General features: G+C 58.5%; 18 protein-coding genes and 1 tRNA gene. 17 read left to right on the top strand and 2 right to left on the bottom strand.

Annotated elements, in window-relative coordinates:
• Positions 1–213 precede the first annotated feature (213 nt).
• The 5 genes from xylA (at position 214) to OZX73_RS06360 (ending at position 6,429) form a co-directional block, all read left to right on the top strand.
• Entirely contained in the window at positions 214–1,557 is a 1,344-nt protein-coding gene (gene xylA / locus OZX73_RS06380; protein ID WP_277148640.1) for a xylose isomerase, read from the top strand.
• 301 nt (positions 1,558–1,858) lie between these two features.
• Positions 1,859–2,968, top strand: a complete 1,110-nt coding sequence (locus tag OZX73_RS06375) for a sugar-binding protein (protein WP_277148638.1) — start codon at positions 1,859–1,861, stop codon at positions 2,966–2,968.
• A 116-nt stretch (positions 2,969–3,084) separates the two neighbouring features.
• Complete coding sequence (locus tag OZX73_RS06370; RefSeq protein WP_277150948.1) at positions 3,085–4,623, top strand: sugar ABC transporter ATP-binding protein; 1,539 nt, start codon at positions 3,085–3,087, stop codon at positions 4,621–4,623.
• A 42-nt stretch (positions 4,624–4,665) separates the two neighbouring features.
• Positions 4,666–5,901: a multiple monosaccharide ABC transporter permease gene (gene mmsB / locus OZX73_RS06365; RefSeq protein ID WP_277148636.1), complete on the top strand. Its 1,236-nt coding sequence runs from the start codon at positions 4,666–4,668 to the stop codon at positions 5,899–5,901.
• A 285-nt stretch (positions 5,902–6,186) separates the two neighbouring features.
• Entirely contained in the window at positions 6,187–6,429 is a 243-nt protein-coding gene (locus OZX73_RS06360) for a carbon starvation protein (RefSeq protein WP_277148634.1), read from the top strand.
• 37 nt (positions 6,430–6,466) lie between these two features.
• Here OZX73_RS06360 and OZX73_RS06355 read toward each other — a convergent pair whose 3' ends face one another.
• Positions 6,467–7,984 carry an FGGY family carbohydrate kinase gene (locus OZX73_RS06355; RefSeq protein WP_277148632.1) on the bottom strand — a complete coding sequence of 506 codons (1,518 nt, stop codon included), beginning with the start codon at positions 7,982–7,984 and terminating at the stop codon, positions 6,467–6,469.
• A gap of 351 nt (positions 7,985–8,335) precedes the next feature.
• Here OZX73_RS06355 and OZX73_RS06350 point away from each other — a divergent pair, with 351 nt between their 5' ends.
• The 3 genes from OZX73_RS06350 to OZX73_RS06340 all read left to right on the top strand — a co-directional run bounded on the left by OZX73_RS06350 (position 8,336) and on the right by OZX73_RS06340 (position 10,786).
• The gene (locus tag OZX73_RS06350) at positions 8,336–9,565 is read left to right on the top strand and encodes an ROK family protein (RefSeq protein ID WP_277148630.1); all 1,230 of its coding nucleotides are present in this window, start codon (positions 8,336–8,338) and stop codon (positions 9,563–9,565) included.
• A gap of 369 nt (positions 9,566–9,934) precedes the next feature.
• On the top strand, positions 9,935–10,537 hold the full coding sequence (locus OZX73_RS06345; RefSeq protein WP_348519452.1) for an ECF transporter S component: 603 nt from the start codon (positions 9,935–9,937) through the stop codon (positions 10,535–10,537).
• A gap of 175 nt (positions 10,538–10,712) precedes the next feature.
• Positions 10,713–10,786 (top strand) — tRNA-Ile (locus OZX73_RS06340).
• A 29-nt stretch (positions 10,787–10,815) separates the two neighbouring features.
• Here the strand turns inward: OZX73_RS06340 and OZX73_RS06335 are convergent.
• Complete coding sequence (locus OZX73_RS06335) at positions 10,816–11,055, bottom strand: hypothetical protein (protein ID WP_277148628.1); 240 nt, start codon at positions 11,053–11,055, stop codon at positions 10,816–10,818.
• Positions 11,056–11,373: 318 nt separating this feature from the next.
• On the opposite strand from OZX73_RS06335, the gene rpmE reads away from it, so the two are divergent.
• The 9 genes from rpmE to OZX73_RS06290 all read left to right on the top strand — a co-directional run bounded on the left by rpmE (position 11,374) and on the right by OZX73_RS06290 (position 21,892).
• Positions 11,374–11,586, top strand: a complete 213-nt coding sequence (gene rpmE, locus OZX73_RS06330; RefSeq protein ID WP_277144110.1) for a 50S ribosomal protein L31 — start codon at positions 11,374–11,376, stop codon at positions 11,584–11,586.
• Between the two features lie 128 nt (positions 11,587–11,714).
• Positions 11,715–12,803, top strand: a complete 1,089-nt coding sequence (prfA, locus tag OZX73_RS06325) for a peptide chain release factor 1 (protein ID WP_277148626.1) — start codon at positions 11,715–11,717, stop codon at positions 12,801–12,803.
• Between the two features lie 16 nt (positions 12,804–12,819).
• A complete protein-coding gene (gene prmC, locus OZX73_RS06320; RefSeq protein WP_277148624.1) occupies positions 12,820–13,896 on the top strand; it encodes a peptide chain release factor N(5)-glutamine methyltransferase in 1,077 nt (358 codons plus the stop codon).
• A 279-nt stretch (positions 13,897–14,175) separates the two neighbouring features.
• Positions 14,176–14,838 (top strand): L-threonylcarbamoyladenylate synthase, encoded by a 663-nt coding sequence (locus tag OZX73_RS06315; RefSeq protein WP_277148622.1) that lies wholly within the window; start codon positions 14,176–14,178, stop codon positions 14,836–14,838.
• On the top strand, positions 14,835–15,980 hold the full coding sequence (locus OZX73_RS06310; protein ID WP_277148620.1) for an MraY family glycosyltransferase: 1,146 nt from the start codon (positions 14,835–14,837) through the stop codon (positions 15,978–15,980). The genes OZX73_RS06315 and OZX73_RS06310 overlap by 4 nt, the downstream gene beginning before the upstream one ends.
• A gap of 51 nt (positions 15,981–16,031) precedes the next feature.
• A complete protein-coding gene (guaB, locus tag OZX73_RS06305; RefSeq protein WP_277148618.1) occupies positions 16,032–17,582 on the top strand; it encodes an IMP dehydrogenase in 1,551 nt (516 codons plus the stop codon).
• A gap of 151 nt (positions 17,583–17,733) precedes the next feature.
• Positions 17,734–18,384, top strand: coding sequence for an oligoribonuclease (gene orn, locus OZX73_RS06300; protein ID WP_277148616.1), 651 nt, complete (start codon positions 17,734–17,736; stop codon positions 18,382–18,384).
• A gap of 178 nt (positions 18,385–18,562) precedes the next feature.
• On the top strand, positions 18,563–19,975 hold the full coding sequence (locus tag OZX73_RS06295; protein ID WP_277148613.1) for a PIF1 family DEAD/DEAH box helicase: 1,413 nt from the start codon (positions 18,563–18,565) through the stop codon (positions 19,973–19,975).
• A gap of 102 nt (positions 19,976–20,077) precedes the next feature.
• The gene (locus OZX73_RS06290) at positions 20,078–21,892 is read left to right on the top strand and encodes a proline--tRNA ligase (RefSeq protein WP_277150946.1); all 1,815 of its coding nucleotides are present in this window, start codon (positions 20,078–20,080) and stop codon (positions 21,890–21,892) included.
• Positions 21,893–22,007: the final 115 nt, after the last annotated feature.

The raw sequence follows: 22,007 nt of genomic DNA, 5'->3' as shown, positions 1-22,007 counted from the left end.
CATTTCGGAACCGGCCTCTTGCCATATCTGTAAGCGGTTGTCGATGAAACCCGCTTATCAAAAACGACACAAAGGTATCGAAAACCCATAAATAAGAACCCCTCGCGGGCTATATAATTAATTCATTTGACATACTTAGGTAAGTGGATGTACTATGTAGGGGATGGTGAATCAATGACTCGCCAAAGCAATATAACAGCAAAGGAGCAACTTATGGGGCTGTGGGACGTTGACAAGATTCAATATGTCGGGCATGACAAGGGAGTCAAGGAAGAGCTTGGTTTCCATTATTATGACGCCGACCGTGTGGTCGCGGGCAAGCCGATGAAGGACTGGCTGCGCTTCGCCGTGGCTTGGTGGCACACCTTCGACCAGCAACTCGTCGATCCGTTCGGTGACGGCACCGCGCATCGTCCGTATTATAAGTACACTGATCCGATGGACCAGTCGTTGGCCAAGGTTGATTACGCCTTCGAGCTGTTCCAGAAGCTCGGCGTCCATTACTTCTGCTTCCATGATCGCGACCTGGCGCCGGAAGGCGACACTCTGCGCGAGACCAACGCCAACCTCGACAAGGTGGTTGACAAGATCGAGGAGAACATGAAGTCCACGGGCGTCAAGCTCCTGTGGAACACCTCGTCGCTCTTCACCAACCCGCGCTTCGTCGACGGCGCCTCGACTTCGCCGTTCGCCGACATCTTCGCCTATTCGGGCGCGCAGTTGAAGCACAGCCTGGAGATCGGCAAGCGCCTGGGCGGCGAGAACTACGTCTTCTGGGGCGGCCGCGAAGGCTACGAGAACCTCTGGAACACCGACATGGCCCGTGAGAAGGACCACATGGCCGAGTTCTTCCACATGTGCGTGGACTATGCCAAGGAAATCGGCATGAACGCGCAGTTCCTGATCGAGCCGAAGGCCAAGGAACCCTGCAGCCTGCAGTATGACTTCGACGCCTCCACCGCCATCTCGTTCCTGCAGAAGTACGACCTGATGGGCACCTTCAAGCTCAACCTCGAAGGCAACCACGCCAACCTCGCCACCCACACCTACCAGCATGAGATTCGCGTCGCGCGCGACGCCGGCGAGCTCGGCTCGCTCGACGCCAACCAGGGCGACAAGCTCATCGGCTGGGACATGGACGAGTTCCCGACCGACCTCTACGAGACCACCGCGGTGATGTGGGAGGTCCTCGCCGAAGGCCAGATCGGCCCTCACGGCGGCCTGAACTTCGACGCCAAGCCGCGCCGCAGCTCCTTCGAGGCCGAAGACCTCTTCCGCACCCACATCGCGGGCATGGATTCCTTCGCCGCAGGCCTGTTGGTCGCCGCCAAGATGCACGAGGACAAGTACATCGAGGATCTCGTCGCCAAGCGCTACAGCTCCTACGACTCCGGCATCGGCAAGACCGTCGAGGACGGCACCGCCACGCTGGCAACGCTCGAGGACTATGCGATCGACATCCCGCAGAAGGATCTGATTGCATCCACGCACTCTGATCATCTCGAGAGCGTCAAGGCCACGATCAACAACTACATGATCGAGGCCCTGAGCGAGTAATCGCTGGTTTTTCCGGGAATCGCCGCACGCCGTTTGTGCGGCTGATTCCCCAGATATGGCTTTAGGTCATTGGCTGTCGCCATGGCCGTTGTAGAAGCTTAAAGGGTTATCTTCGTCAAATTTATTTACCGTACGTGGTGAACCGAAGTTGTTTCGCCCGGTACGGCGAGTGTGATAATTAGACGGAGTTTACAAGGGTGTATTTTTATTTGTGATACACAAAGTGGTTTTTCGCAAAGGCGCATCTCTCTTTGCGTAAAAGAAGAAGTTCAAATCCCAATTAATGAGGAAAGGGAAGTTTATGAAGAAACTGGTAAAGGGCATTGCCCTGGCGGCTGCGGCCGCCATGATTGTTCCTCTTGCGGCTTGCGGAGGTGCAAGAGGGGGAGACAGCGCGAATGGCGGTAAAAGCTCCGGTCCGGTGACCATTGGTATCTCCATGCCGGAACAGCAGCTGGAACGCTGGCAGATTGATGGCACGAATCTGAAGAAGCAGCTGGAAAGCTACGGCTACAAAGTGACGTTGCAGTATGCTGACGGCAAGACCGATTTGCAGTCCTCTCAGATTCAGAACATGGCCAATCAAGGTGCCAAATACATCGTCATCGCGTCCATCGATGGTACGGCGACCGGTGCCGCGGCCGAACAAGCCGCATCCAACGGTGCCAAGATCATCGCCTATGACCGCCTGATCATGAATACCGACGCCGTCGATTACTACACCACGTTCTCGCTGACGGAGGTCGGCAAGCTGCAGGGCGAGTACATCGAGAAGAAGCTCGGTCTCAAGGAAGGCAAGAAGGGCCCGTTCAACGTCGAGCTCATGTCCGGTTCCCCGACCGACAACAACGCGAAGTATTACTATGAGGGCGCATGGTCTGTGCTCGGGCCCTATTTCAAGTCCGGTGTGCTTCAGTCCAAGTCGGGCAAGGTCCCGAAGTCAACCGCCGATTATCAGTCCATCGGCATTGACAACTGGGATCGTCAAAAGGGCCAGGCCGAGATGGAGAACCGCATCAACTCCTTCTATAACAATGGAACGAAGCTGGATGCCGTCCTGGCTCCGAACGACGCCATCGCGCTGGGAACCGTGAACGCGGTCGAAAGCGCCGGCTGGAACTACTATCCGGTCATCACTGGTCAGGACGCCGAAAAGGCCAACGTGCGAGCCATCTTCCAAGGCAAGCAGTCCATGACGGTCTACAAGGACACCCGCAAGCTCGCGAAGACCACCGCAGAACTCATCAAGGACCTGGTCGACGGCAAGAAGCCGAAGGCCAAGGACACCTTCGATAACGGCAAGAAGAAGGTTCCTTCCACGCTGCTGACTCCTATTTCGGTTGACAAGGAGAACGCGAAGCAGGAATTGGTGGATTCCGGTTATATCACCGCCAAGGATGCAGGAATCTGATAGGGGCGAATAAAAAAGTGCCGCGCTGCTTGAAATGTTGTGCGGCGCGGCACTTTCCGTTCGTATTGGTCTAAGAAGGAGTAATTGTGCCTAATCAACAGGATGTGATTCTTGAAATGAAGCACATCACCAAGCGTTTCGGCCCGGTCACGGCGTTGGATGATGTCAACATCAGCGTCAAACGAGGCGAGATATTCTCGGTTTGCGGTGAGAACGGAGCCGGGAAATCCACATTGATGAATGTGCTGTCGGGCGTATACCCGTACGGATCATATGAAGGCGACATCATCTACGACGGACAAACCTGCGAGTTCAAAAGCATCAGGGACTCGGAGAAGCTTGGCATCGTGATTATCCATCAGGAACTGGCTTTGGTTCCCTACATGACGATCGCCCAGAATATATTCCTAGGCAACCCTATCAAGAAGGGGATTTTTGTCGACGACCAGCAGCAGCGCAAAATCGCCAGAGAGGTGATGGAGACGGTCGGGTTGGACGAAGACCCGGACACGCTGATCGCGAATATCGGTGTCGGCAAACAACAGCTGGTCGAGATAGCCAAGGCTTTGACGAAGAATGTCAAGCTGCTGATTCTCGATGAGCCCACAGCGGCGTTGAATGACGAGGAATCGGCGAAGTTGCTGGTTCTTATCGACAATTTGCGTCGTGAACGTGGCATCACCGCCATCATCATCTCGCATAAGCTCAACGAGATCGCGGCTTCCGCGGATACCGTCCAGGTCATCCGCGATGGACAGACGATATCCCATTACGCTATCGACAAGGAGCATCCGCTCGATCAGGATGCGTTGATACGAGACATGGTCGGCCGCTCGCTGACGAACCGCTATCCCGAGCACACCCCGAAAATCGGCAAGGAGATTTTCAGGGTGGAGCATTGGACGGTCCACCATCCTCTCGATGAGGATCGCCTCATCGCCAACGATGTGAGCTTCAATGTCCGTGCCGGGGAGATCGTGGGCATGGCCGGATTGGTGGGCGCGGGCAGAACCGAGACCGCCATGAGCATCTTCGGCCGCCAGTATGGCGTCGGGGCCACTGGCAAGATTTTCGTGGAAAACAAGGAAGTCAAGTTCCCCAATGTCAGTGCCGCCATCGATCACGGTGTCGCCTACGCCACTGAGGACAGAAAAGTCTACGGGCTCAACCTGCTTTCCACCATCAAGGAGAACACCTCGATGGCGAATTTCAAGGCCTTGAGCAAGCATGGCGTCATCAATCGCGACCGTGAGGTCGAAGTGGCGGAGAAATACCGTCGTGAATTCCATACGAAGGCTCCCTCCATCGACATGCCGGCAGGTAATCTTTCCGGCGGCAACCAGCAGAAGGTCGTGCTCGCCAAGTGGGTTTCGGCCGATCCCAAGGTCCTGATTCTCGATGAGCCGACCCGTGGCATCGACGTGGGCGCCAAATACGAGATCTACGAGATCATCGACGAACTGGCGGACAGCGGAAGCGCCGTAATCGTCATTTCCTCCGAATTGCCGGAGCTTCTGGGCATCTGTGACCGTATTTACACGATGAGCCAGGGCGTCATCACGGCTTGCCGTAATGCGGCTGACACCAACCAGGAAGAGCTCATGCATTACATGACCGACTCCAAGCGCATGGACTTCGACAAGGCTTTCGCCTGATCGGGGCCCAAGGATCGTTTTTAAGAAAGGAAACTTTAGATTATGGCTTCAGCAGAAGTGAAAGGCGCTCCGCAAAGCGCCGAGACGAAGACGGTGAAAACCGCTTCGATTAAGGATTTGCTGTTCGGCAACATCCGCTCGTATGGCATCTACCTGGCGTTGGTTTTGGTGATCATCATCTTCCAGATTCTCACCGGTGGAAGGCTGCTCTATCCGAACAACGTCGTGGCGCTGTTTCAGCAGAACGCCTATGTGTTGATCACCGCGATCGGCATGCTCATGATCATCATCGCCACCCACATCGACCTCTCCGTCGGCTCGGTGGTGGCCTTCATCGGCGGTGTCGGCGCGTTCGCCATGAAGAACTGGAACATGAATTGGTTGGTCGCCATCCTCTTCATGATCGTCATCGGCCTGTTGATCGGCGTTTGGCAAGGTTTCTGGGTCGCCTACGTCGGCGTCCCCGCCTTCGTGACCACGCTGGGCGGCATGCTCATCTTCCGTGGTCTTGCGACCGTCGTCGCAGGTGAGTCCATTCCCCTGCAATCCACCGAGTTCCGCGCCATAGCGAAGGACTACCTGCCGAACATCCTGGGGTTCTGGGGAGGCTTCGATGGCCTGACCATCGTCGTCGGCCTCGTTGCCATCGTGCTCGTCCTTTGGTCTCAGATCAACAAGCGCAACAAGGCGCTGAAAAATGGCGGCACCATCGAACCGATGTCTTGGGTCGTCCTCAAGTGCGCCGTCGAGGTGCTCGTCATCGGCTACGTGACCTATCTGTTCGCCAGCTCCGGCAACGCGACCTCCGGTGGCATCCCCATCGTGCTGGTCATCATCGGCGTTTTGGTGGCGGTGTATTGGTTCGTGCTCAACCGCATGGTCTTCGGCCGTGACATCTACGCTGTGGGCGGCAACCGCAAGGCGGCGACGCTTTCCGGAATCAATACCAAGATGGTCGATTTTAAGATTTTCCTGAATATGGGCTTCTTGACGGCCGTCGCGGCCATCATCACGCTTTCTCGTCTGGCTTCCGCAACGGCTCAGACCGGTATGGAGTTCGAGATGGATGCCATCGCGGCCTGCTTCATCGGCGGCGCGGCTGTTGCCGGTGGCGTCGGCACGATTCCCGGTGCCATGGTTGGTGCTCTTATCATGGGTGTCTTGAACCAGGGCCTTTCGATTATGGGCGCTGATGCGGCAATCGTCAAGACCATCAAGGGCCTTGTCGTCATCGCGGCGGTCGCCTACGATCTGGTCAGCAAAAAGAAGAAGGCCTGATGGATCTGTGACCGCAATGACTGTTGTGCCATGCCAATGCTGTGATATGTGGATTGAAATGGTGTAATAGGCCGTGGCTTGTCGGGATTTGACCAAATGGTTGGATTCCGGCAAGCCACGTTTAATTCGTATGACGGTTCGGACGATGTCTCGGATGGACGTCGTGTCTGTGACCTAGGAACTGGGAATTAGAAACTAGGACGTTGAAACCGGCGAACCCTGATATCCGTTAATGTTGTGATGTTGACGGGTGCTTCGTTTTGAGACAATGGAAGTGAGTGGACGATGAGCGACAAAACGCGGTTGTGGTTTTATATTTTAGGCAGTTTGGCGGCGTTTATATGGCTGGGTGTTTCCATCGTCCAGTCCATGCAGGATGGCTCCTTGCTCAAGGTGTCCAATATCATTTTCCTGCTCTGCCTGCTGGTCGCCGCCGTCTATTTTCTCGTCTCCGCGATTCAACTTGGGCTCACTATGCGCCATGCCCCCGTCAAAGACAAGGCGGAAGAAAACGCGGATGGTGATTGAGCGTGAGCTGACCATCCGCGCAATTCCGCTGTGGTTTTCAGCCGCGAGCCTTGGCGTAGGCCTCGTAGACTTCCGGGGTCGCCTCGGCGGCTTCGGTGCCATCGATGGTCAATTCCCATTGCGGGGGCTCCGCCTCTCCGCTCAAGACCCACGCCGCCTGACGGGCGGCGCCGATGGCCACGTACTCGTCGGTGGCCGGTCGGGTGACCGGCATGCCGAGGATCGCCGGGGCGAGCTCACGTACGGCTTCGGATTTCGCGCCACCGCCGATGAGCAGTATCCGGTCGATTCTCGCTCCCAAAGCCCTGATGAGTTCAAGGCAATCGCGCTGGGAGCACAGCAACCCCTCGATGAAGGCGCGTGCGAGGTTCTGCTTGGTCGTGTTGGCCAGCGTCATGCCGCTCAGCGTCGCGCTGGCTTCGGGCCGGTTCGGGGTGCGCTCGCCGTCGAAATACGGCACCAAGGTAAGACCGTCCGCACCGGGGTTGGCGGCGAGGGCAAGCCTGCCGAGCTCGTCGTAATCCACGTCGAGTGCGGCGCATCCGGCGTCCATGATTCGCGAGCCGTTGATGGTGCAGGCCAGCGGCAGATAATGCCCGGTGCAATCAGCGAAGCCCGATATGGCCCCGGTGAGGTCGTATACCGGATTCTCGGCGATGGCCGCCGCCACGCCAGAGGTGCCCAGCGAGACGCTCACGTCGCCCACCGACATGCCCAACCCCAGCGAGGCCATGGCGTTGTCGCCGCCTCCAGGGCCGATGATGCAGCCGTTATCCACCGATGCTCCGGCAATGGCTGGGGAAGCCTTGACGGGCGCGATTTCGCGTGGCCCAAGCACTTTGGGAAGGATGATGTCATGGCGGCCCAGCACCATGTCGATCAGGTCATAGCGATAGGAGTTATTGGCCGAATCGAAATAACTGGTGCCCGAGGCGTCGGAACGGTCGGTGAACAGGGCGTCCAGATGGGCGTCCTCGCCAACCTCCACCGGTCCGAATCCGGCGATGCGCCAGCTCAGCCAATCATGCGGCAGGCAGATCGCCGCAATTTTCGCGGCGTTCTCCGGCTCGTTTTGCGCGACCCAAGCCAGTTTGGTCAGTGTGTAAGAGGCGACGGGGGAGGAGCCCACCGCTTTCACCCAACGTTGTTTGCCGCGGGCCACCACGTCTTCGGGCTCGTCACCGGTAGCTGGCGACGCCTTGCCAAGCCGCACGATGAGATCGTCGGCCTGTGGCGCCGAACGGGTGTCGTTCCAAAGCAGCGCATCGCGGATGACGCGCCCTTGCTTGTCAAGCAGGACCATGCCGTGTTGCTGTCCGCCGACGGCCAGCGCCTTGACGTCATCCAATCCGCCGGCTTGTTTGGAGGCTTCGAGGAAGGCGCGCCACCAATGCTCGGGGTCGACGCTGGTGCCGTCAGGATGCTTGGCCTGCCCGAAACGCACCATCTTGCCGGTCGCGGCATCGGTGACACGGACTTTGGTCGATTGCGTGGAAGTGTCGACTCCCGCCACGAGCGTCGCGGGGGAATCTGTTTGTGCTATGCGCTGTATCATGAGCTGGCCTGCCTTTGGTCTGGTTGCGTTGCGTGATGCATCTCTGCACCGTCGCGTTCCTACACTTATTTTACTTGACACTTTCGTCCGACCACGTGACTTTCCTCGTCATTGTGATCCGCGCAAGCTTGGAAGCAAGGGAAGACGAAAAGAATCAAACCTGGTGGATTGTTCTGTTAAGCAATACCATCCATATTAGTTAAATCAATCAATTATTTCAAATCTCGAATTTCCGTCGTCATCGAAAATCGTTAGACATCGAAGCACACAGCACAGCTGTTCAAACCGACCACATGCAATGAGTTTCGGTGTGCCTGATAGAGTAAAGGCAATTGACTAAAAGGATGGACCATGGTATTGAAAAGCATCAACCAGGATGATTTACGTAATCACAACCTTTCGGCGGTGCTGAGTACCCTGCTGCAATCGACCAAGCCGATGAGCCGCGCGAAACTCGCCAAGGCTACGGGACTGACGAAGGCGTCCATGTCGCTTCTGGTGCCCATGCTGGTCTCCGCCCAAGCGGTTCAAGAAGGGGAGCCGGTCGCCGAAGGCGTTACGTATGGCCGTCCAAGCACCCCGTTGATCGTTTCCGGGCAACGGTTCTGTTCCATCGGCCTGCAAATCAACACCGACGGTTATGGGGTCATGGTGCTGGCTTTGGACGGCTCGGTGATCAGCGAGCATTGGGTGAGCCAATCCATGGAAGGCAGCGAGCCGGAGGAGATCTTCGCGCGGCTTGGTGCCTTGGCCGACCAAAGCGAATCGGTGATCCGCCAAAAGGACCTGCAGGTGGTGGGCACTGGGCTCGCTTTGCCGGGCCTGGTCACCGATGACATGAAACTGTTGTCGGCGAAGAACCTGGGTTGGAAGGAACTCGAGCTCTCGCGGTTCGATGTGGTGAAACGACTCGACGCCGAGGCCGACAATGAGGCCAATCTCGCGGCTCTGGCGCAGATACCTGGGTATGCCACGCCTCGCAAGGGCAAAAGCTCCATCCGCCCCACCGACTCATTCCTCTATATCTCCACCGATATCGGCATCGGCGGCGCGGTGGTGCATCATGGCCAGGTCGACCGTGGTGATTCCGGATTCGCCGGTGAGCTCGGCCATGTCTCCGTGGCTTTGGACGGTCCGCAATGCACCTGTGGACGTTGCGGCTGCCTGGAGATGTACGCGGGGCGCAAGGCTTTGGTGGAGGCCTCGGGTGTGGCAGGCCCTGAAGGCTCCACGAAAATGGAAGCGGTGGACGAGGTCCTTGAACGCTACCGGCAGCGCGATGACCGCACCATCGCGGCGGTTGATCGGGCCTTGAGGGCCTTGGCCTCCGCCTTGGCTTCGGCCATCAACATCGTCGACATCAATACCGTCGTCCTCGGCGGGTTGTGGGAACGTTTCGGCAAGGGGCTGGTTCGCAGGCTCAACCATGAACTGGAGTTGCAGGTGCTGAGTTACCCCGCCGTCCAGCCTCGGGTCGTCCTGCCCGACATCAATACCAGGCCGGCGCTTTTGGGCGCGGCGCAGGTTGGGCTCCGTAGGTTCATCGACAATCCGTTGGAATATGTCAATTCCTCCAAATGACCGGTTGTAGGCGGCTCTATGCCGTTTCGATTGTGGGTGACGCAACGTCGTCAGATGCCGGAGCGTTTCCTCCGCACAGGACTCTTGGAATGGGCGCATCCGGTAGTAGGCCATAAGTAGCGCCGATAGCGTAGGAGCGCGCCGGTGGTTTTGGCCTGCTAAAGTGGCGGTTGGCGTCTCCGCCCGGACTGTGCAGGTCAAGGGGCGCCGGAGCCCAACCGCTGTGCACAGTCTTGGAATATAAGGAACACCGTGGCCAAATACGCCCCGAAACCGGATCAGCCGGCTCAACCAGATCAATCAAAAAACTCATCGCGTACCAGCGTTTCCGCACCATCTTTGCGGCCGAAAAACGCGGCCAAACCAGCTGTGACTCCTGCTTCCCGCCTGCGCTGGCGTGCAGCTGATATCGCCATCGGTGCAGCGCTCGGCGTGGCTTGTGGCATCGTCTTCTGGGGTTTCAATTTCGCCTACGCCTGGATCGCCCCGCTGCTGCGCGCCGTGCTGCCAGGCGTCACCAGCCTCTTCCACGCCTTCTGGTATTTCTCCGGGCCGCTGGCGTTGCTCATCATCCGCAAACCCGGTGCCGCCGTCTACGTCAACATCATCGGTTGCCTCACCGAAACCCTTTTCGGCAACCAGTACTCCTTCACGTTCGTCCTCATTTCGGCGGCCTTGCAAGGGTTGTTCGCGGAAGTGCCGTTTGCCGTTTTCCGCTATCGGAAATACAACCTCGGCCTGACAGTGGTTTCGGGAGCGCTGACAGCGGTGGAATATGGTTTCTATGTACTCTTCACCCGCTTGCAGGGCGTTGCGCTGGTCAGCCCGCGAGGCTTGACTCACATGACCTGCGAGATCATCGGCGGCATCCTCATCGCCGGAGTGATGAGCTGGTTCCTCTATCTCGCCATCGCCAAAACAGGCGCGTTGGATCGCTTCGCCTCAGGCCGCGCGGTGAGAAGCAGGAAATAAAACCTGATGGATAAAGCCGCAATGATAAAAGCAAACTGTAAAACGGTGTCTTTCGTTGCGTGCCGGTAAAAGATGCCGTTCGTTTTGTTTTCTGAGCCGTGCATAATCCGGCGTTCCCGCGTGGTGTGCTGGTCAGAGTGTTTGATAAAGTATAGAAGTTGGCTTTTGCCAATGTGGGGCTTTAGCTCAGTCGGTTAGAGCAGCGGACTCATAATCCGTCGGTCCTGGGTTCAAGCCCCAGAGGCCCCACTCATTGTCGATTCGACAGTATTCACTTTTCAGAAACTCGGTTCGGTTTTGACTTTGATTCCGCCTTTTGTCTCCATGAACTGCCAATAGCTCCATTCCTTGGGATTGATATAAACGGTACAGGTCTTTTTGCCGAAGACGATTTCTATGGGAAAAATGCCGGATGGATTCGCCATAATATCGGATTCGATTTCCAGGGCACGTTCGTGGCTGGGGAGATAGACCGTATGGGTCTTGCCGTGCGTTTCAAAATACAGCATATCGGTCAATTGTTGGCTCCTTTGCTTAGTTGTTGATACCAGCAAATTACCAAAGGATTTCGACGGTTGGATAGTCGGCTTGAAAATGTTTGGACGAAAAGCAAGCAGCGACCAATCAGCCGAAAGACGAAACCGGGATGATTTGGCAACGTGATTTGTTGTATCGCTTGAGCCTGCGATTGATTCAAGTTGCCTTTAAGAAGTCTGCCATTTCGGCGGATTGAAAGAGGCCAAGTCAACGCTCGCTGATAGAATATCAAAGTTCCGGTTCACGTCTGGCCATTGGGGTTAGGCGACCCGGGTCACCTGAATTCCTTAGGAGACATTATGAAGCAGGGTATTCATCCCGATTATCACCCAGTGCAGGTCACCTGCTCTTGCGGCAATACTTTCGTCACGCGCAGCACCGCCAAGGGCGATCACATGACGGTTGATGTGTGCGCGAACTGCCACCCGTTCTACACGGGCAAGCAGAAGATTCTCGATACCGGCGGCCGTGTCGCCCGCTTCGAGAAGCGCTACGGCAAGAAGACCAAGTAGCATTCTTATTCGCCAGCCTCGCTGGTTCGGGTCTGCGGACCCGGATCCGAGCTGGCGTTTTTCATACCTGTTTTCCGTCATTTTTATAGCGTTTAAGAATCTCGAATATTTGATAAAAGGACTTTTGCATGGCAGACGAGCAATTCCCGGCGGCGCAAAGCGCGTTGGAGGAGTACCAGGACATCGAGCGGCAGATGAGCCAGCCCGAGGTCGCCTCCGATCCGAAGGCGATCCGCAAGCTGGGGCGTCGCCATGCCCAACTCGGCAGCATCGTCGAGGCTTATCGCGCTTGGCAGCACGCCCGCGATGACGCTGATGCCGCCAAGGAAATGGCCGGCGAGGACGCCGACTTTGCCGAAGAGGCCAAGCGACTTGAGGCGTTGGTGCCTCCGGCTGAGGAGAAGCTGCGCAGTACACTGATTCCGCGTGACCCGGATGACGTTCGTGACACCATCATGGAGATCAAGGCCGGCACCGGTGGGGAAGAGGCGGCGCTGTTCGCCGGCGATCTGCTGCGTATGTACACGCGCTACGCCGAAAAGCGCGGCTGGACCACCACCATCCAAAGCGAGAACTCTACGGAACTTGGCGGCGTGAAGGACGTTCAGGTTGCTATCCGTGCGAAAGGCAATCCGGCTCCCGAAGATGGGGTGTGGGCGAGCCTCAAATATGAGGGCGGCGTGCACCGCGTGCAGCGCATTCCCGTCACCGAATCGCAAGGTCGCATCCAGACCTCCGCTGCCGGCGTCATCGTCTTCCCCGAGGCCGACGAGGATGACGATGAGATCGAAATCGACCCCAAAGACCTCAAAATCGACATCTTCATGAGCTCGGGCCCTGGCGGGCAGTCGGTCAACACCACGTATTCCGCAGTGCGCATGACCCATATCCCCACTGGCATCGTGGTGAGCATGCAGGACGAGAAATCGCAGATTCAGAACCGCGCGGCGGCGCTGCGGGTCCTCAAATCCCGCTTGTTGGCGATGAAACACGAGAAGGAAGCCGAGGAAGCGGCCGACATGCGTCATTCGCAGGTGCGCTCGCTCGACCGTTCCGAACGCATCCGCACCTACAATTTCCCGGAAAACCGCATCGTCGACCATCGCACCAATTACAAGGCCTACAACCTCGATCAGGTGCTCGACGGCGACTTGCAGGCCGTCATTGACAGCGACATCCAGGCCGACGAGGCCGAGCGTCTCGTCAAAACCGACTGAACGGAAGTCTCGGGCAATGTCGGAAAACGTGGCGCGTTCGACCTCTGAGATTCTCAAACAGGCGACGGATTGGCTCAAGGCCGCCGGTATCGAAACGCCGCGAAACGACGCGAAGCTGTTGCTTGCCGAAGCGTTCGGCGTAACGCCTGGTGACGTCGAAAAGTCGATTTTGCTGGACACACCGTTGCACAGCAGCATCAAAGACGTTTCGACCGACGGCGTCGATGTGCAGCGCATCAATGATGGCGATGGCTCCGAGAGCGAATCCGACCAAGGTCCCGCTGCTTCGACTTCGGAATCTGATTCTGCCTGCACTAAAGATGTACGGAAATCCCAAAATGCCGGCTCGCTTGGCGATGCCGACGACGCCGCGATTCGCCGTTTTGCCGTCATGATTGCCAGGCGCAAGCAGCGCGAGCCATTGCAATACATTGTTGGTCATGCGCCATTCCGTTATCTGGATTTGCAAGTCGGGCCAGGCGTGTTTATTCCTCGTCCTGAAACCGAAACCGTGGTGCAGGCGGCCATCGACTGGCTGACGCATGAGAACATCAAGCCAAGCCGACTGGTCGATCTGTGCGCCGGCAGCGGAGCGATTGGCTTGGCGCTGGTCACCGAAGTTCCAGGCGGCGAGGTCTGGGCGGTAGAACAATCTGAAGAAGCCCTCAAATGGGCGAAACGCAACGAGCGGCGGGTATTCAAGGATCATTCGCTGGCTGGCTATCACTATCACCTTTCCTGCGCCGATGCGACAAGCGAGATGACGCTTTCCCAGCTCAATGGCACCGTCGACGCGGTGGTCGCGAACCCGCCTTACGTGCCGCTTTCTGAGGTTCCCGAGCAGCCGGAAGTGCGTGACTATGACCCGCAAATGGCCCTTTACGGCGGTTCGGCCGATGGAACCTACATTCCCGAACGCATCATCCTGCGTGCGGGGAAGCTTTTGCGTAGCGGTGGCGCGTTGGTGATGGAGCACGATATTTCGCAAGGTCAAGCGTTGGTCGATTTCGCCAAAACCCACGGTTTCCACAGCGCGCGGACTGGCGATGATCTTACCGGTCGGCCGCGTTACCTGTTCGCCATCAAAAAATAGTGTTGCCGGACTGGCTGATTTCGCCCAATCTATGGTTTTGTGCACATTGGATTGACGCGATTTCACCAAGGCTTCGATGTTTGTGCGCCATAAAACATCTTTTTCCTGATCGGCCAATTTGGTACACCACTGTTCGAAAGCAATGTGTAATACGTATGTTCGGTGTGGCGAAGCCGGTTGCGGGGATGTGTGCGGATTGGTGACGCTTCCATGGTTGTTGTCGGTGAAGTCGGGGCGCAATGGTGCAATTAAGGCATACTTGGTGATGTTGGAGGCAATATGAGCGACGTGCGTGCGATTGACGAGGAATCCTTGGCGATGGCTACCAAGATCGTCAAAGAAGGCGGATTGATTGTATTACCTACTGATACCGTTTATGGTGTCGCCGCAAGTCCGTTCAGCGCCGAAGCCGTCAGCCGCATCTATGAGGCGAAGCGCCGCCCGCGCAGCAAGGCGTTGCAGGTCTTGCTTTCCTCAGTCGACGACCTTGAGGGGCTGGGGTTGTATCTTCCGATTCCTTTGGACCGGCTTGCCAAAGCTTTCTTGCCCGGGCCGTTCTCGCCGATTGCGGTGGCGCAGGCTGGTTCGAAACTGGTCACTTTGCGTGACGAGATGAACGGAAACAAGACCCAAGCCGTGCGCGTGCCTGATTCCGAGGCTTGTCTCAAAACGTTGCGTGCCACCGGCCCGCTGGCCTGTTCCAGCGCGAATCGCAGCGGCGGGGAAAGCCCGCAGACCGTAGAGGAAGCGGTTGCCGCGCTCGGCGATGATGTCGACCTCTATCTCGACGGCGGACCGACCGTGAGCCACGTCGCCAGCACGGTGGTCGCCGCCGATGCGAGCGAGCGCGACGGCATCTCGGTTGTCCGCGAAGGCGTGATCAGAGAAGCGCAGGTTCGCGCCGCGCTGATGGACGCCGAAGACGGGAGCCTGAACGCGTGAGAGTCTACCTGTTCATCGCGGCGATCGCTGGAGGAGCTACCTGGCTGGTGACCCCCCTGATTCGCCATCTCGCCATTGAAATCGGCGCGGTGGGGGAGGTTCGCGCGCGTGATGTGCACACGGTGCCGACCCCGCGTATGGGCGGTTTGGCGATGCTGATCGGTCTTGTGGTGGCGATAGTGTTCGCCAGCAAGATGCCGTTCATCTCCGGCCTTTTCGTGGGTTCGAACCAAGCGTGGGTAGTGCTTGCCGGCGCGGTGCTGATTTGCCTGCTGGGCGTCGCCGATGATTTGTGGGATCTCGACTGGATGCTCAAGCTGGCGGGCCAACTCTTGATTTCCGTGTTTGTCGCCTGGGGCGGGGTACAGATTATCTTCCTGCCGTTCGGTTCGTTGGTGACCGCCTCGCCGAGCATTTCCATGGCCATCACGGCCTTTTTGATTGTGGCCTCGATCAACGCGGTCAATTTCGTTGATGGTCTTGATGGCCTCGCTTCCGGCATCGTCGCCATCGGCGGCATCGCGTTCGCCGCCTATTCCTACGTCATCGCGCGATCCACGCCGAGCTATGCCTCCATGGCCACGTTGCTGGACGTCGCCTTGGTCGGCATCTGCGTCGGTTTTCTGCTCCACAACTGGCATCCGGCGAAGCTTTTCATGGGCGACTCCGGCTCGATGCTCTTGGGCTATATGATCACCTGCGCGTCGATCATCATGACCGGCCATCTCGACCCGGCCTCCGTGCACACCAGCCTCTATCTGCCGGCGTTCATGCCCATCCTGCTGCCGATCCTCGTGCTGTTCCTGCCCGTGCTCGACATGTGCCTGGCCATCGTCCGGCGCCTCAGCAAAGGCCAGTCGCCAATGCACCCCGACCGCATGCATCTGCACCACCGCATGCTGCGCATCGGCCACAGCGTCCAAGGCGCGGTGCTGATTCTCTGGGGCTGGGCGGCGCTGATCTCCTTTGGCTCGATCATGATCCTGTTCTTCAAATGGCAATATGTGGCCATCGGCATGCTTGTCGCGGCAGTGATTCTGACGATTCTGACGATGTCGCCATACCTGATGCGGCGCTGGCTTGAAATACAAAAAGAGGAGGATCCGGGCGTGCGCAACGCGCGACATTCCCGGAAGGGCTAGGTATCTCAACAAAAGGTGACGCTCGTCACCCCGCGCCCATATAGTTGTGCTATGGCTATAAATTCTCAACCTGATACCCAGTCATCATTCAATCCGTTGCCCCCCATTTTCGCGAAGATGGGATTGGCTTATGACGATGTGTTGTTGCTTCCCAACGAGACCGACGTCATTCCCTCGCATGTGGACACCACCACGCATCTGACCCGTGAAATCACCATGAAGGTGCCCGTGCTCTCGGCGGCCATGGATACCGTCACCGAATCCGACATGGCCATCGCCATGGCCCGGAACGGCGGCATCGGCGTGCTGCACCGCAACCTTTCCATCGACGACCAGGCCTCGCAGGTCGACATCGTCAAGCGCAGTGAATCGGGCATGATCACCGACCCGCTCACTGTCAACCCAGAGGCCACCCTTGCCGATCTCGACAAGCTGTGTGGCCGTTTCCATATTTCGGGCCTGCCCGTGGTCGACAGCGACAACAAGGTGCTCGGCATCATCACCAACCGCGACATGCGGTTCATCGCTTCCGAGGATTATGACAAGCTCAAGGTCAAGGACGTGATGACCAAGGATGGGCTCATCACCGGTCCGGCCAACATCTCGCGCGAGGACGCCCACGACCTGCTCGCCAAGTACAAGGTGGAGAAGCTGCCGTTGGTCGATGACGAAGGCAGGTTGGCCGGGCTCATCACCGTCAAGGACTTCGTGAAGACCGAGCAGTATCCCGACGCCACCAAGGACGACCAGGGGCGCCTGCGCGTGGCCGCGGGCATCGGCTTCCTGGGTGACGCGTGGGCTCGCGCTTCCGCGCTGATGGAGGCTGGCGTCGATGTGCTCGTGGTCGATACCGCCAACGGCGAAGCCCGTCTGGCGCTGGATATGATCAAGCGTTTGAAGTCCGACCACGCCTTTGACGGTGTGCAGATCATCGGCGGCAACGTCGCTACCGCTTCCGGTGCGCAGGCCATGATTGACGCCGGCGTCGATGCCGTCAAGGTCGGTGTCGGCCCGGGCTCCATCTGCACCACCCGAGTGGTCGCTGGTGTTGGTGTCCCGCAGCTCACGGCCGTCTACGACGCGGCCCAGGTTTGCCGTGCGGCCGGCGTGCCCTGCATCGCCGATGGCGGCATCCACTATTCCGGCGACATCGCCAAGGCCTTGGTGGCCGGCGCCTCGACCGTCATGCTTGGCGGCGCGCTCGCCGGTTGCGACGAGACCCCGGGCGAAAAGGTGTTGCTGCACGGCAAGCAGTACAAGCTCTACCGTGGCATGGGTTCGCTGGGCGCGATGGCCCCGCGTGGCAAGAAGTCCTACTCCAAGGACCGCTACTTCCAGGCCGACGTCACCAGCAACGACAAGGTCATCCCCGAAGGCGTCGAAGGCGAGGTGCCCTATCGCGGCTCCCTGAACGCGGTGCTCTACCAGATGATCGGCGGGCTGCACCAGTCGATGTTCTACATCGGTGCCCACAATATCAAGGAAATGGCCGAAAAGGGCCGCTTCATCCGCATCACCACCGCCGGTCTGCGCGAATCCCATCCGCACGACATCGTGATGACCACAGAAGCCCCGAACTACAGCGGTTTCCACAACGACTGATTGATTTAATTACAGAAAGGTAATGGAGAGACATTTGGTTGCGCCTCTCCATTACCTTTATTATTTACTGGAAATAGAAGAGAAACGTTGACAGTCATGCACGTGAGATAGTGTGTAGAGTTCTGTTGTTGGCAGCGAAAGGGTCAATATTATGGTGAATGCTCAGGATGACGAGACGTATTCGGCGGCGGATTCGCGGCTGATTTGGATCGACTGCGAGATGACCGGCCTCGATATCTTCGGCGGCGACGAGCTCGTGGAGGTCTCGGTGGTGCCGACCGACTTCAATCTGAAGGTGCTCGACGAAGGCGTGGACTATGTCATCAAGCCCTCGCAGAAGGCCGTCGACCACATGGGCGACTTCGTGCGCGCGATGCACACCCGCTCCGGCCTGATCAACGAGTGGGAGAACGGCCTGAGCCTGGCCGACGCCGAGAAGAAGGTCACCGAGTACGTCGCCCGCTTCACGCCCGACGGGGTCAAGCCGCTGCTTGCCGGCAACACCATCGGCAGCGACAAGAAGTTCCTTGACCACTACATGCCGAACTTCATGAGCCACCTGCACTATCGCAGCATCGACGTGAGCACCATCAAGGAGCTGGCGCGTCGCTGGTATCCGGCGGTTTACATGAACCGTCCGCCGAAGAACGGCGGCCATCGTGCGCTTGCCGACATCATCGAGTCGCTTGACGAGCTGCGCTACTATCGTGCGGCTTTCATGGCCCCGACCCCCGGTCCGGATGACGCGCAGTCCAAGAAGATCGAGGCCGACATCGAGGCCACGAGTCTGCTGAACAAGTAGGCTGTTAAAACGAGAACGTGCTTTCCGTCGTGGCGGGTGAGGCCAACGATTGGAAGCGTGTTCTCATGGGTTTGCGTTTCCTCCGTGGTGAATGAAAGCGTACAACGGAGGATGTGTAATACATGCTTTTGGTTGGGGCGAAATGGGCGATTATTGATAGAAGTGAAGGGACAATAGCATGAAACAGGCGGAAGCACTGACGATTCTTGACGCGGGGGCGAACGTGTTCATCACCGGTGCTCCAGGCGCCGGCAAGACCTACGTCTTGAACGAGTTCATCCACTCCGCCCGTGCCCGCGGCGCCTCCGTCGCCGTCACCGCCTCGACCGGCATCGCGGCCACCCACATCAATGGCCAGACCATTCATTCCTGGTCTGGGGTCGGTGTCTCGCAGGTCATGACCACGGCGCTGATGAAGCGGATTCGCTCGCGCCGAAAACGCAGGATCGAGTCCGCCGATATCCTGGTCATCGACGAGGTTTCGATGTTGCCCGCGTGGCTGTTCGACATGGTCGATGACGTTTGCCGCGCGTTGCGGCACAGCCCAGAGCCGTTCGGTGGGCTGCAAGTCGTGCTTTCCGGCGATTTCTTCCAGCTTCCGCCGGTCAAGAAATCGTTCCGCCGCGACGATATGGCGCCGAGTCCAGAATTCCTGATGTCTCGTCAGCGCTATGCCGATGCCGGCAAGGACGCCGACGGTTTCGTCACCGAGTCGCTGGTCTGGGACGAGCTCAATCCCGTGGTCTGCTATCTGACCGAGCAGCACCGTCAGGATGACGGCCAGTTGCTTACGGTGCTCACCGATATCCGTGAGGGTGATGTCACCCAGGAAGACCACGACGTGCTTGCCGGGCGCTTGGGCAAATCACCGGCCGATGGGGAAGTGGCCGTCCATCTGTTCCCGGTCAACAAGCAAGCGGACACTTTGAACGATTTGCGGCTTTCGCAGATCCACGACGAGACGCATGACTATGTCGCCGAATCCGCGGGCCCTGCCGACTTGGTCAAGCGTCTGAAGAAAAACATGCTGGCTCCCGAAAAGCTGGAGCTCAAAACAGGGGCGGCCGTGATGGCGCTGCGCAACGACGCCGACCGCCAGTACGTCAACGGATCCATCGGCAAGGTGGAAGGCTTCGTTTCCGAAGCCAAGGGCGGCTGGCCGATCGTCGCCTTCGAAAATGGTAATACAGTGACTGTGAAGCAGGCCTCGTGGGACATGATGGACGGCGAGACCGTGCTGGCCAGTGTCAAGCAGGTGCCGTTGCGTTGCGCCTGGGCCATCACCATCCACAAGTCGCAGGGCATGACGCTTGACCGCGCCGTGATGAACCTGCGTCGCACCTTCGCGCCCGGCATGGGTTACGTCGCCTTGTCCCGTGTGGAAAACCTTGACGGCCTTTACTTGGACGACATCAGCGAGCGCGCCTTCATGGTCTCGCCCGACGCCGTCCTGCTCGACGGTCAGCTGCGCGACAATTCCAAGGTCGCTTGCGCCCGTCTCGAATCCGAAGGCAGCGATGCATTCACCAAGCAGGCTTCCGGCCAGCTGCCCGACGATACCGACGAGTTCGCCCAGGATGAGCTGTTCTGAGAGAATTCGTTTGTCGTAATACCTTCAGACGATATGTTGTCTGTAGCGCTTTCAATGTCGGCTCGCGCGAATAATTTAGAAACCATGACAAAAGCACTTCGTATGTCCACTCTGTTCCTGCGCACGCTGCGCGAGGACCCCGCCGACGCCGACGTCGATTCGGCGCGCCTGCTCCAGCGAGCCGGCTATATCCGCAAGGCCGCGCCCGGCATCTGGACGTGGCTGCCGCTCGGTTTGAACGTCTTGAACAAGATCGAGGCCGTGGTTCGCGAGGAAATGAACGGCATCGGCGGCCAAGAAGTCCATTTCCCGGCTCTCTTGCCGAAGGAACCGTACGAGGCGACGCATCGTTGGGAGGAGTACGGCGAGAACATCTTCCGCTTGAAGGACCGCCACGAGGCCGATTATCTGCTTGCGCCGACACACGAGGAAATGTTCACCCTGCTGGTGAAGGACATGTATTCCTCATACAAGGATCTGCCCGTTACGCTCTACCAGATCCAGACCAAGTACCGCGACGAGTTCCGCCCGCGCGCCGGCCTTGTGCGCGGCCGCGAGTTCATCATGGAGGACGGCTATTCCTTCACCATTGACGAGGACGGGCTGAAGAAGGCCTATGTCGAGGAGCGCGACGCCTACGAGCGCGTCTTCAAGCGCCTTGATTTGGGTTACATCATGGTGCACGCGGTTTCCGGCCCGATGGGTGGTTTCGAATCGCAGGAGTTCCTTTCGCCGATGGCCATCGGCGAGGACACCTTCGCCAAGGCCCCCAGCGGCAAGGCCTGGAACGTTGAGGCGCTCACGACGCCCGAGGTCCCGGCCATCGATTGCTCCAAGACCCCGGCGATGACCTTGCGTGATCTGCCGGACGCCAAGACGATTGACGACATGGTCAGCCAGTGCAACGCGCTGTATCCGCGCGAGGACGGCCGGCAATGGGCGCAGACCGATATGCTCAAGAACGTCGTCATCGCGGTGAAGCACCCCGGAGAGCCTGACGACGAGGACGAGGACCACCGCAAGCCGTGGCGCGAGGTCGTCGTCGTGGCACTGCCCGGCGACCGCCAGATTGACATGAAGCGTCTGGAGGCGCAGTTTGCGCCCGCCGAGATTGAAGAGGCCAATGAGGCTGATCTGAAGGCTCATCCCGAACTGGTCAAGGGCTATATCGGGCCGTCGGTTTTGGGTCCGCAGGCTCGCGTCGAGGGCTCCGCTATCAAGGATCCGGTGCGTTATCTGGTCGATGCCCACATCGCCGAAGGCTCCGCTTGGGTCACCGGCGGCGACAAGGACGGCGTGGACGCTTTCGACATGGTATACGGCCGTGATTTCAAGGCCGATGGCACTGTTGAGGCGACCGAGGTTCGTGACGGCGACATGAGCCCGGACGGCTCTGGCCCGCTGAGCTTCGAGCGCGGTGTGGAGATCGGCCAGGTCTTCCAGCTCGGTCTCAAGTATTCCGAGGCGCTTGGCCTCAAGGTTTTGAACCAGAATGGCAAGGCCGTGCCGGTGTGGATGGGTAGCTACGGCATCGGCGTCTCGCGCGTCATGGCTTGCATCGCCGAGACCCATCACGACGAGAAGGGCCTGGCCTGGCCGGTCAACGTCGCGCCAGCCGCCGTGCACGTGGTTGCCACCGGCAAGAAGAACGAGGCGTTCGACGGTGCGGAGAAGCTCATCGCAGAGCTTGAGACCAAGGGCCTCGAGGTCATCTACGATGACCGCAAGAAGGTTTCGCCCGGCGTCAAGTTCAAAGACGCCGAGCTGCTCGGCGTGCCGCTGGTCGCCGTGGTCGGCCGCGATTACCTCAACGACGGCACCATCGAGGTGCGTGACCGCAACGGCGAGAACGCGGTGAAGGTTCCAGCTGACAAAGCCGCCGACACGTTGGCCGAACGCTATGGCGCGATGCTTTAAACCGTACGCAATTTCGTAATGAATGTGGCCGCCTCCCTTGGTGGGGGCGGCCACATTTTGTATTCGGCATGGACGTGACGAAAGATGGCTGTGTCGGATGGGAATGAGGCGAAAT

The sequence above is a fragment of the Bifidobacterium sp. ESL0775 genome (genome assembly GCF_029395475.1).
In the GTDB taxonomy this organism is placed as follows: domain Bacteria; phylum Actinomycetota; class Actinomycetes; order Actinomycetales; family Bifidobacteriaceae; genus Bifidobacterium.
The sequence above is the reverse complement of the archived record's forward strand: the minus strand, read 5'-3'. Positions and strand labels throughout refer to the sequence as shown.

What these genes read in the sequence shown, in the direction of transcription:
- xylA (WP_277148640.1), top strand. Translation starts at nt 214, where the DNA reads ATGGGGCTGTGGGACGTTGACAAGATTCAATATGTCGGGCATGACAAG.
- OZX73_RS06375 (WP_277148638.1), top strand. Translation starts at nt 1,859, where the DNA reads ATGAAGAAACTGGTAAAGGGCATTGCCCTGGCGGCTGCGGCCGCCATG.
- OZX73_RS06370 (WP_277150948.1), top strand. Translation starts at nt 3,085, where the DNA reads ATGAAGCACATCACCAAGCGTTTCGGCCCGGTCACGGCGTTGGATGAT.
- mmsB (WP_277148636.1), top strand. Translation starts at nt 4,666, where the DNA reads ATGGCTTCAGCAGAAGTGAAAGGCGCTCCGCAAAGCGCCGAGACGAAG.
- OZX73_RS06360 (WP_277148634.1), top strand. Translation starts at nt 6,187, where the DNA reads ATGAGCGACAAAACGCGGTTGTGGTTTTATATTTTAGGCAGTTTGGCG.
- OZX73_RS06355 (WP_277148632.1), bottom strand. Translation starts at nt 7,984, where the DNA reads ATGATACAGCGCATAGCACAAACAGATTCCCCCGCGACGCTCGTGGCG.
- OZX73_RS06350 (WP_277148630.1), top strand. Translation starts at nt 8,336, where the DNA reads ATGGTATTGAAAAGCATCAACCAGGATGATTTACGTAATCACAACCTT.
- rpmE (WP_277144110.1), top strand. Translation starts at nt 11,374, where the DNA reads ATGAAGCAGGGTATTCATCCCGATTATCACCCAGTGCAGGTCACCTGC.
- prfA (WP_277148626.1), top strand. Translation starts at nt 11,715, where the DNA reads ATGGCAGACGAGCAATTCCCGGCGGCGCAAAGCGCGTTGGAGGAGTAC.
- prmC (WP_277148624.1), top strand. Translation starts at nt 12,820, where the DNA reads ATGTCGGAAAACGTGGCGCGTTCGACCTCTGAGATTCTCAAACAGGCG.
- OZX73_RS06315 (WP_277148622.1), top strand. Translation starts at nt 14,176, where the DNA reads ATGAGCGACGTGCGTGCGATTGACGAGGAATCCTTGGCGATGGCTACC.
- guaB (WP_277148618.1), top strand. Translation starts at nt 16,032, where the DNA reads ATGGCTATAAATTCTCAACCTGATACCCAGTCATCATTCAATCCGTTG.
- orn (WP_277148616.1), top strand. Translation starts at nt 17,734, where the DNA reads ATGGTGAATGCTCAGGATGACGAGACGTATTCGGCGGCGGATTCGCGG.
- OZX73_RS06295 (WP_277148613.1), top strand. Translation starts at nt 18,563, where the DNA reads ATGAAACAGGCGGAAGCACTGACGATTCTTGACGCGGGGGCGAACGTG.
- OZX73_RS06290 (WP_277150946.1), top strand. Translation starts at nt 20,078, where the DNA reads ATGTCCACTCTGTTCCTGCGCACGCTGCGCGAGGACCCCGCCGACGCC.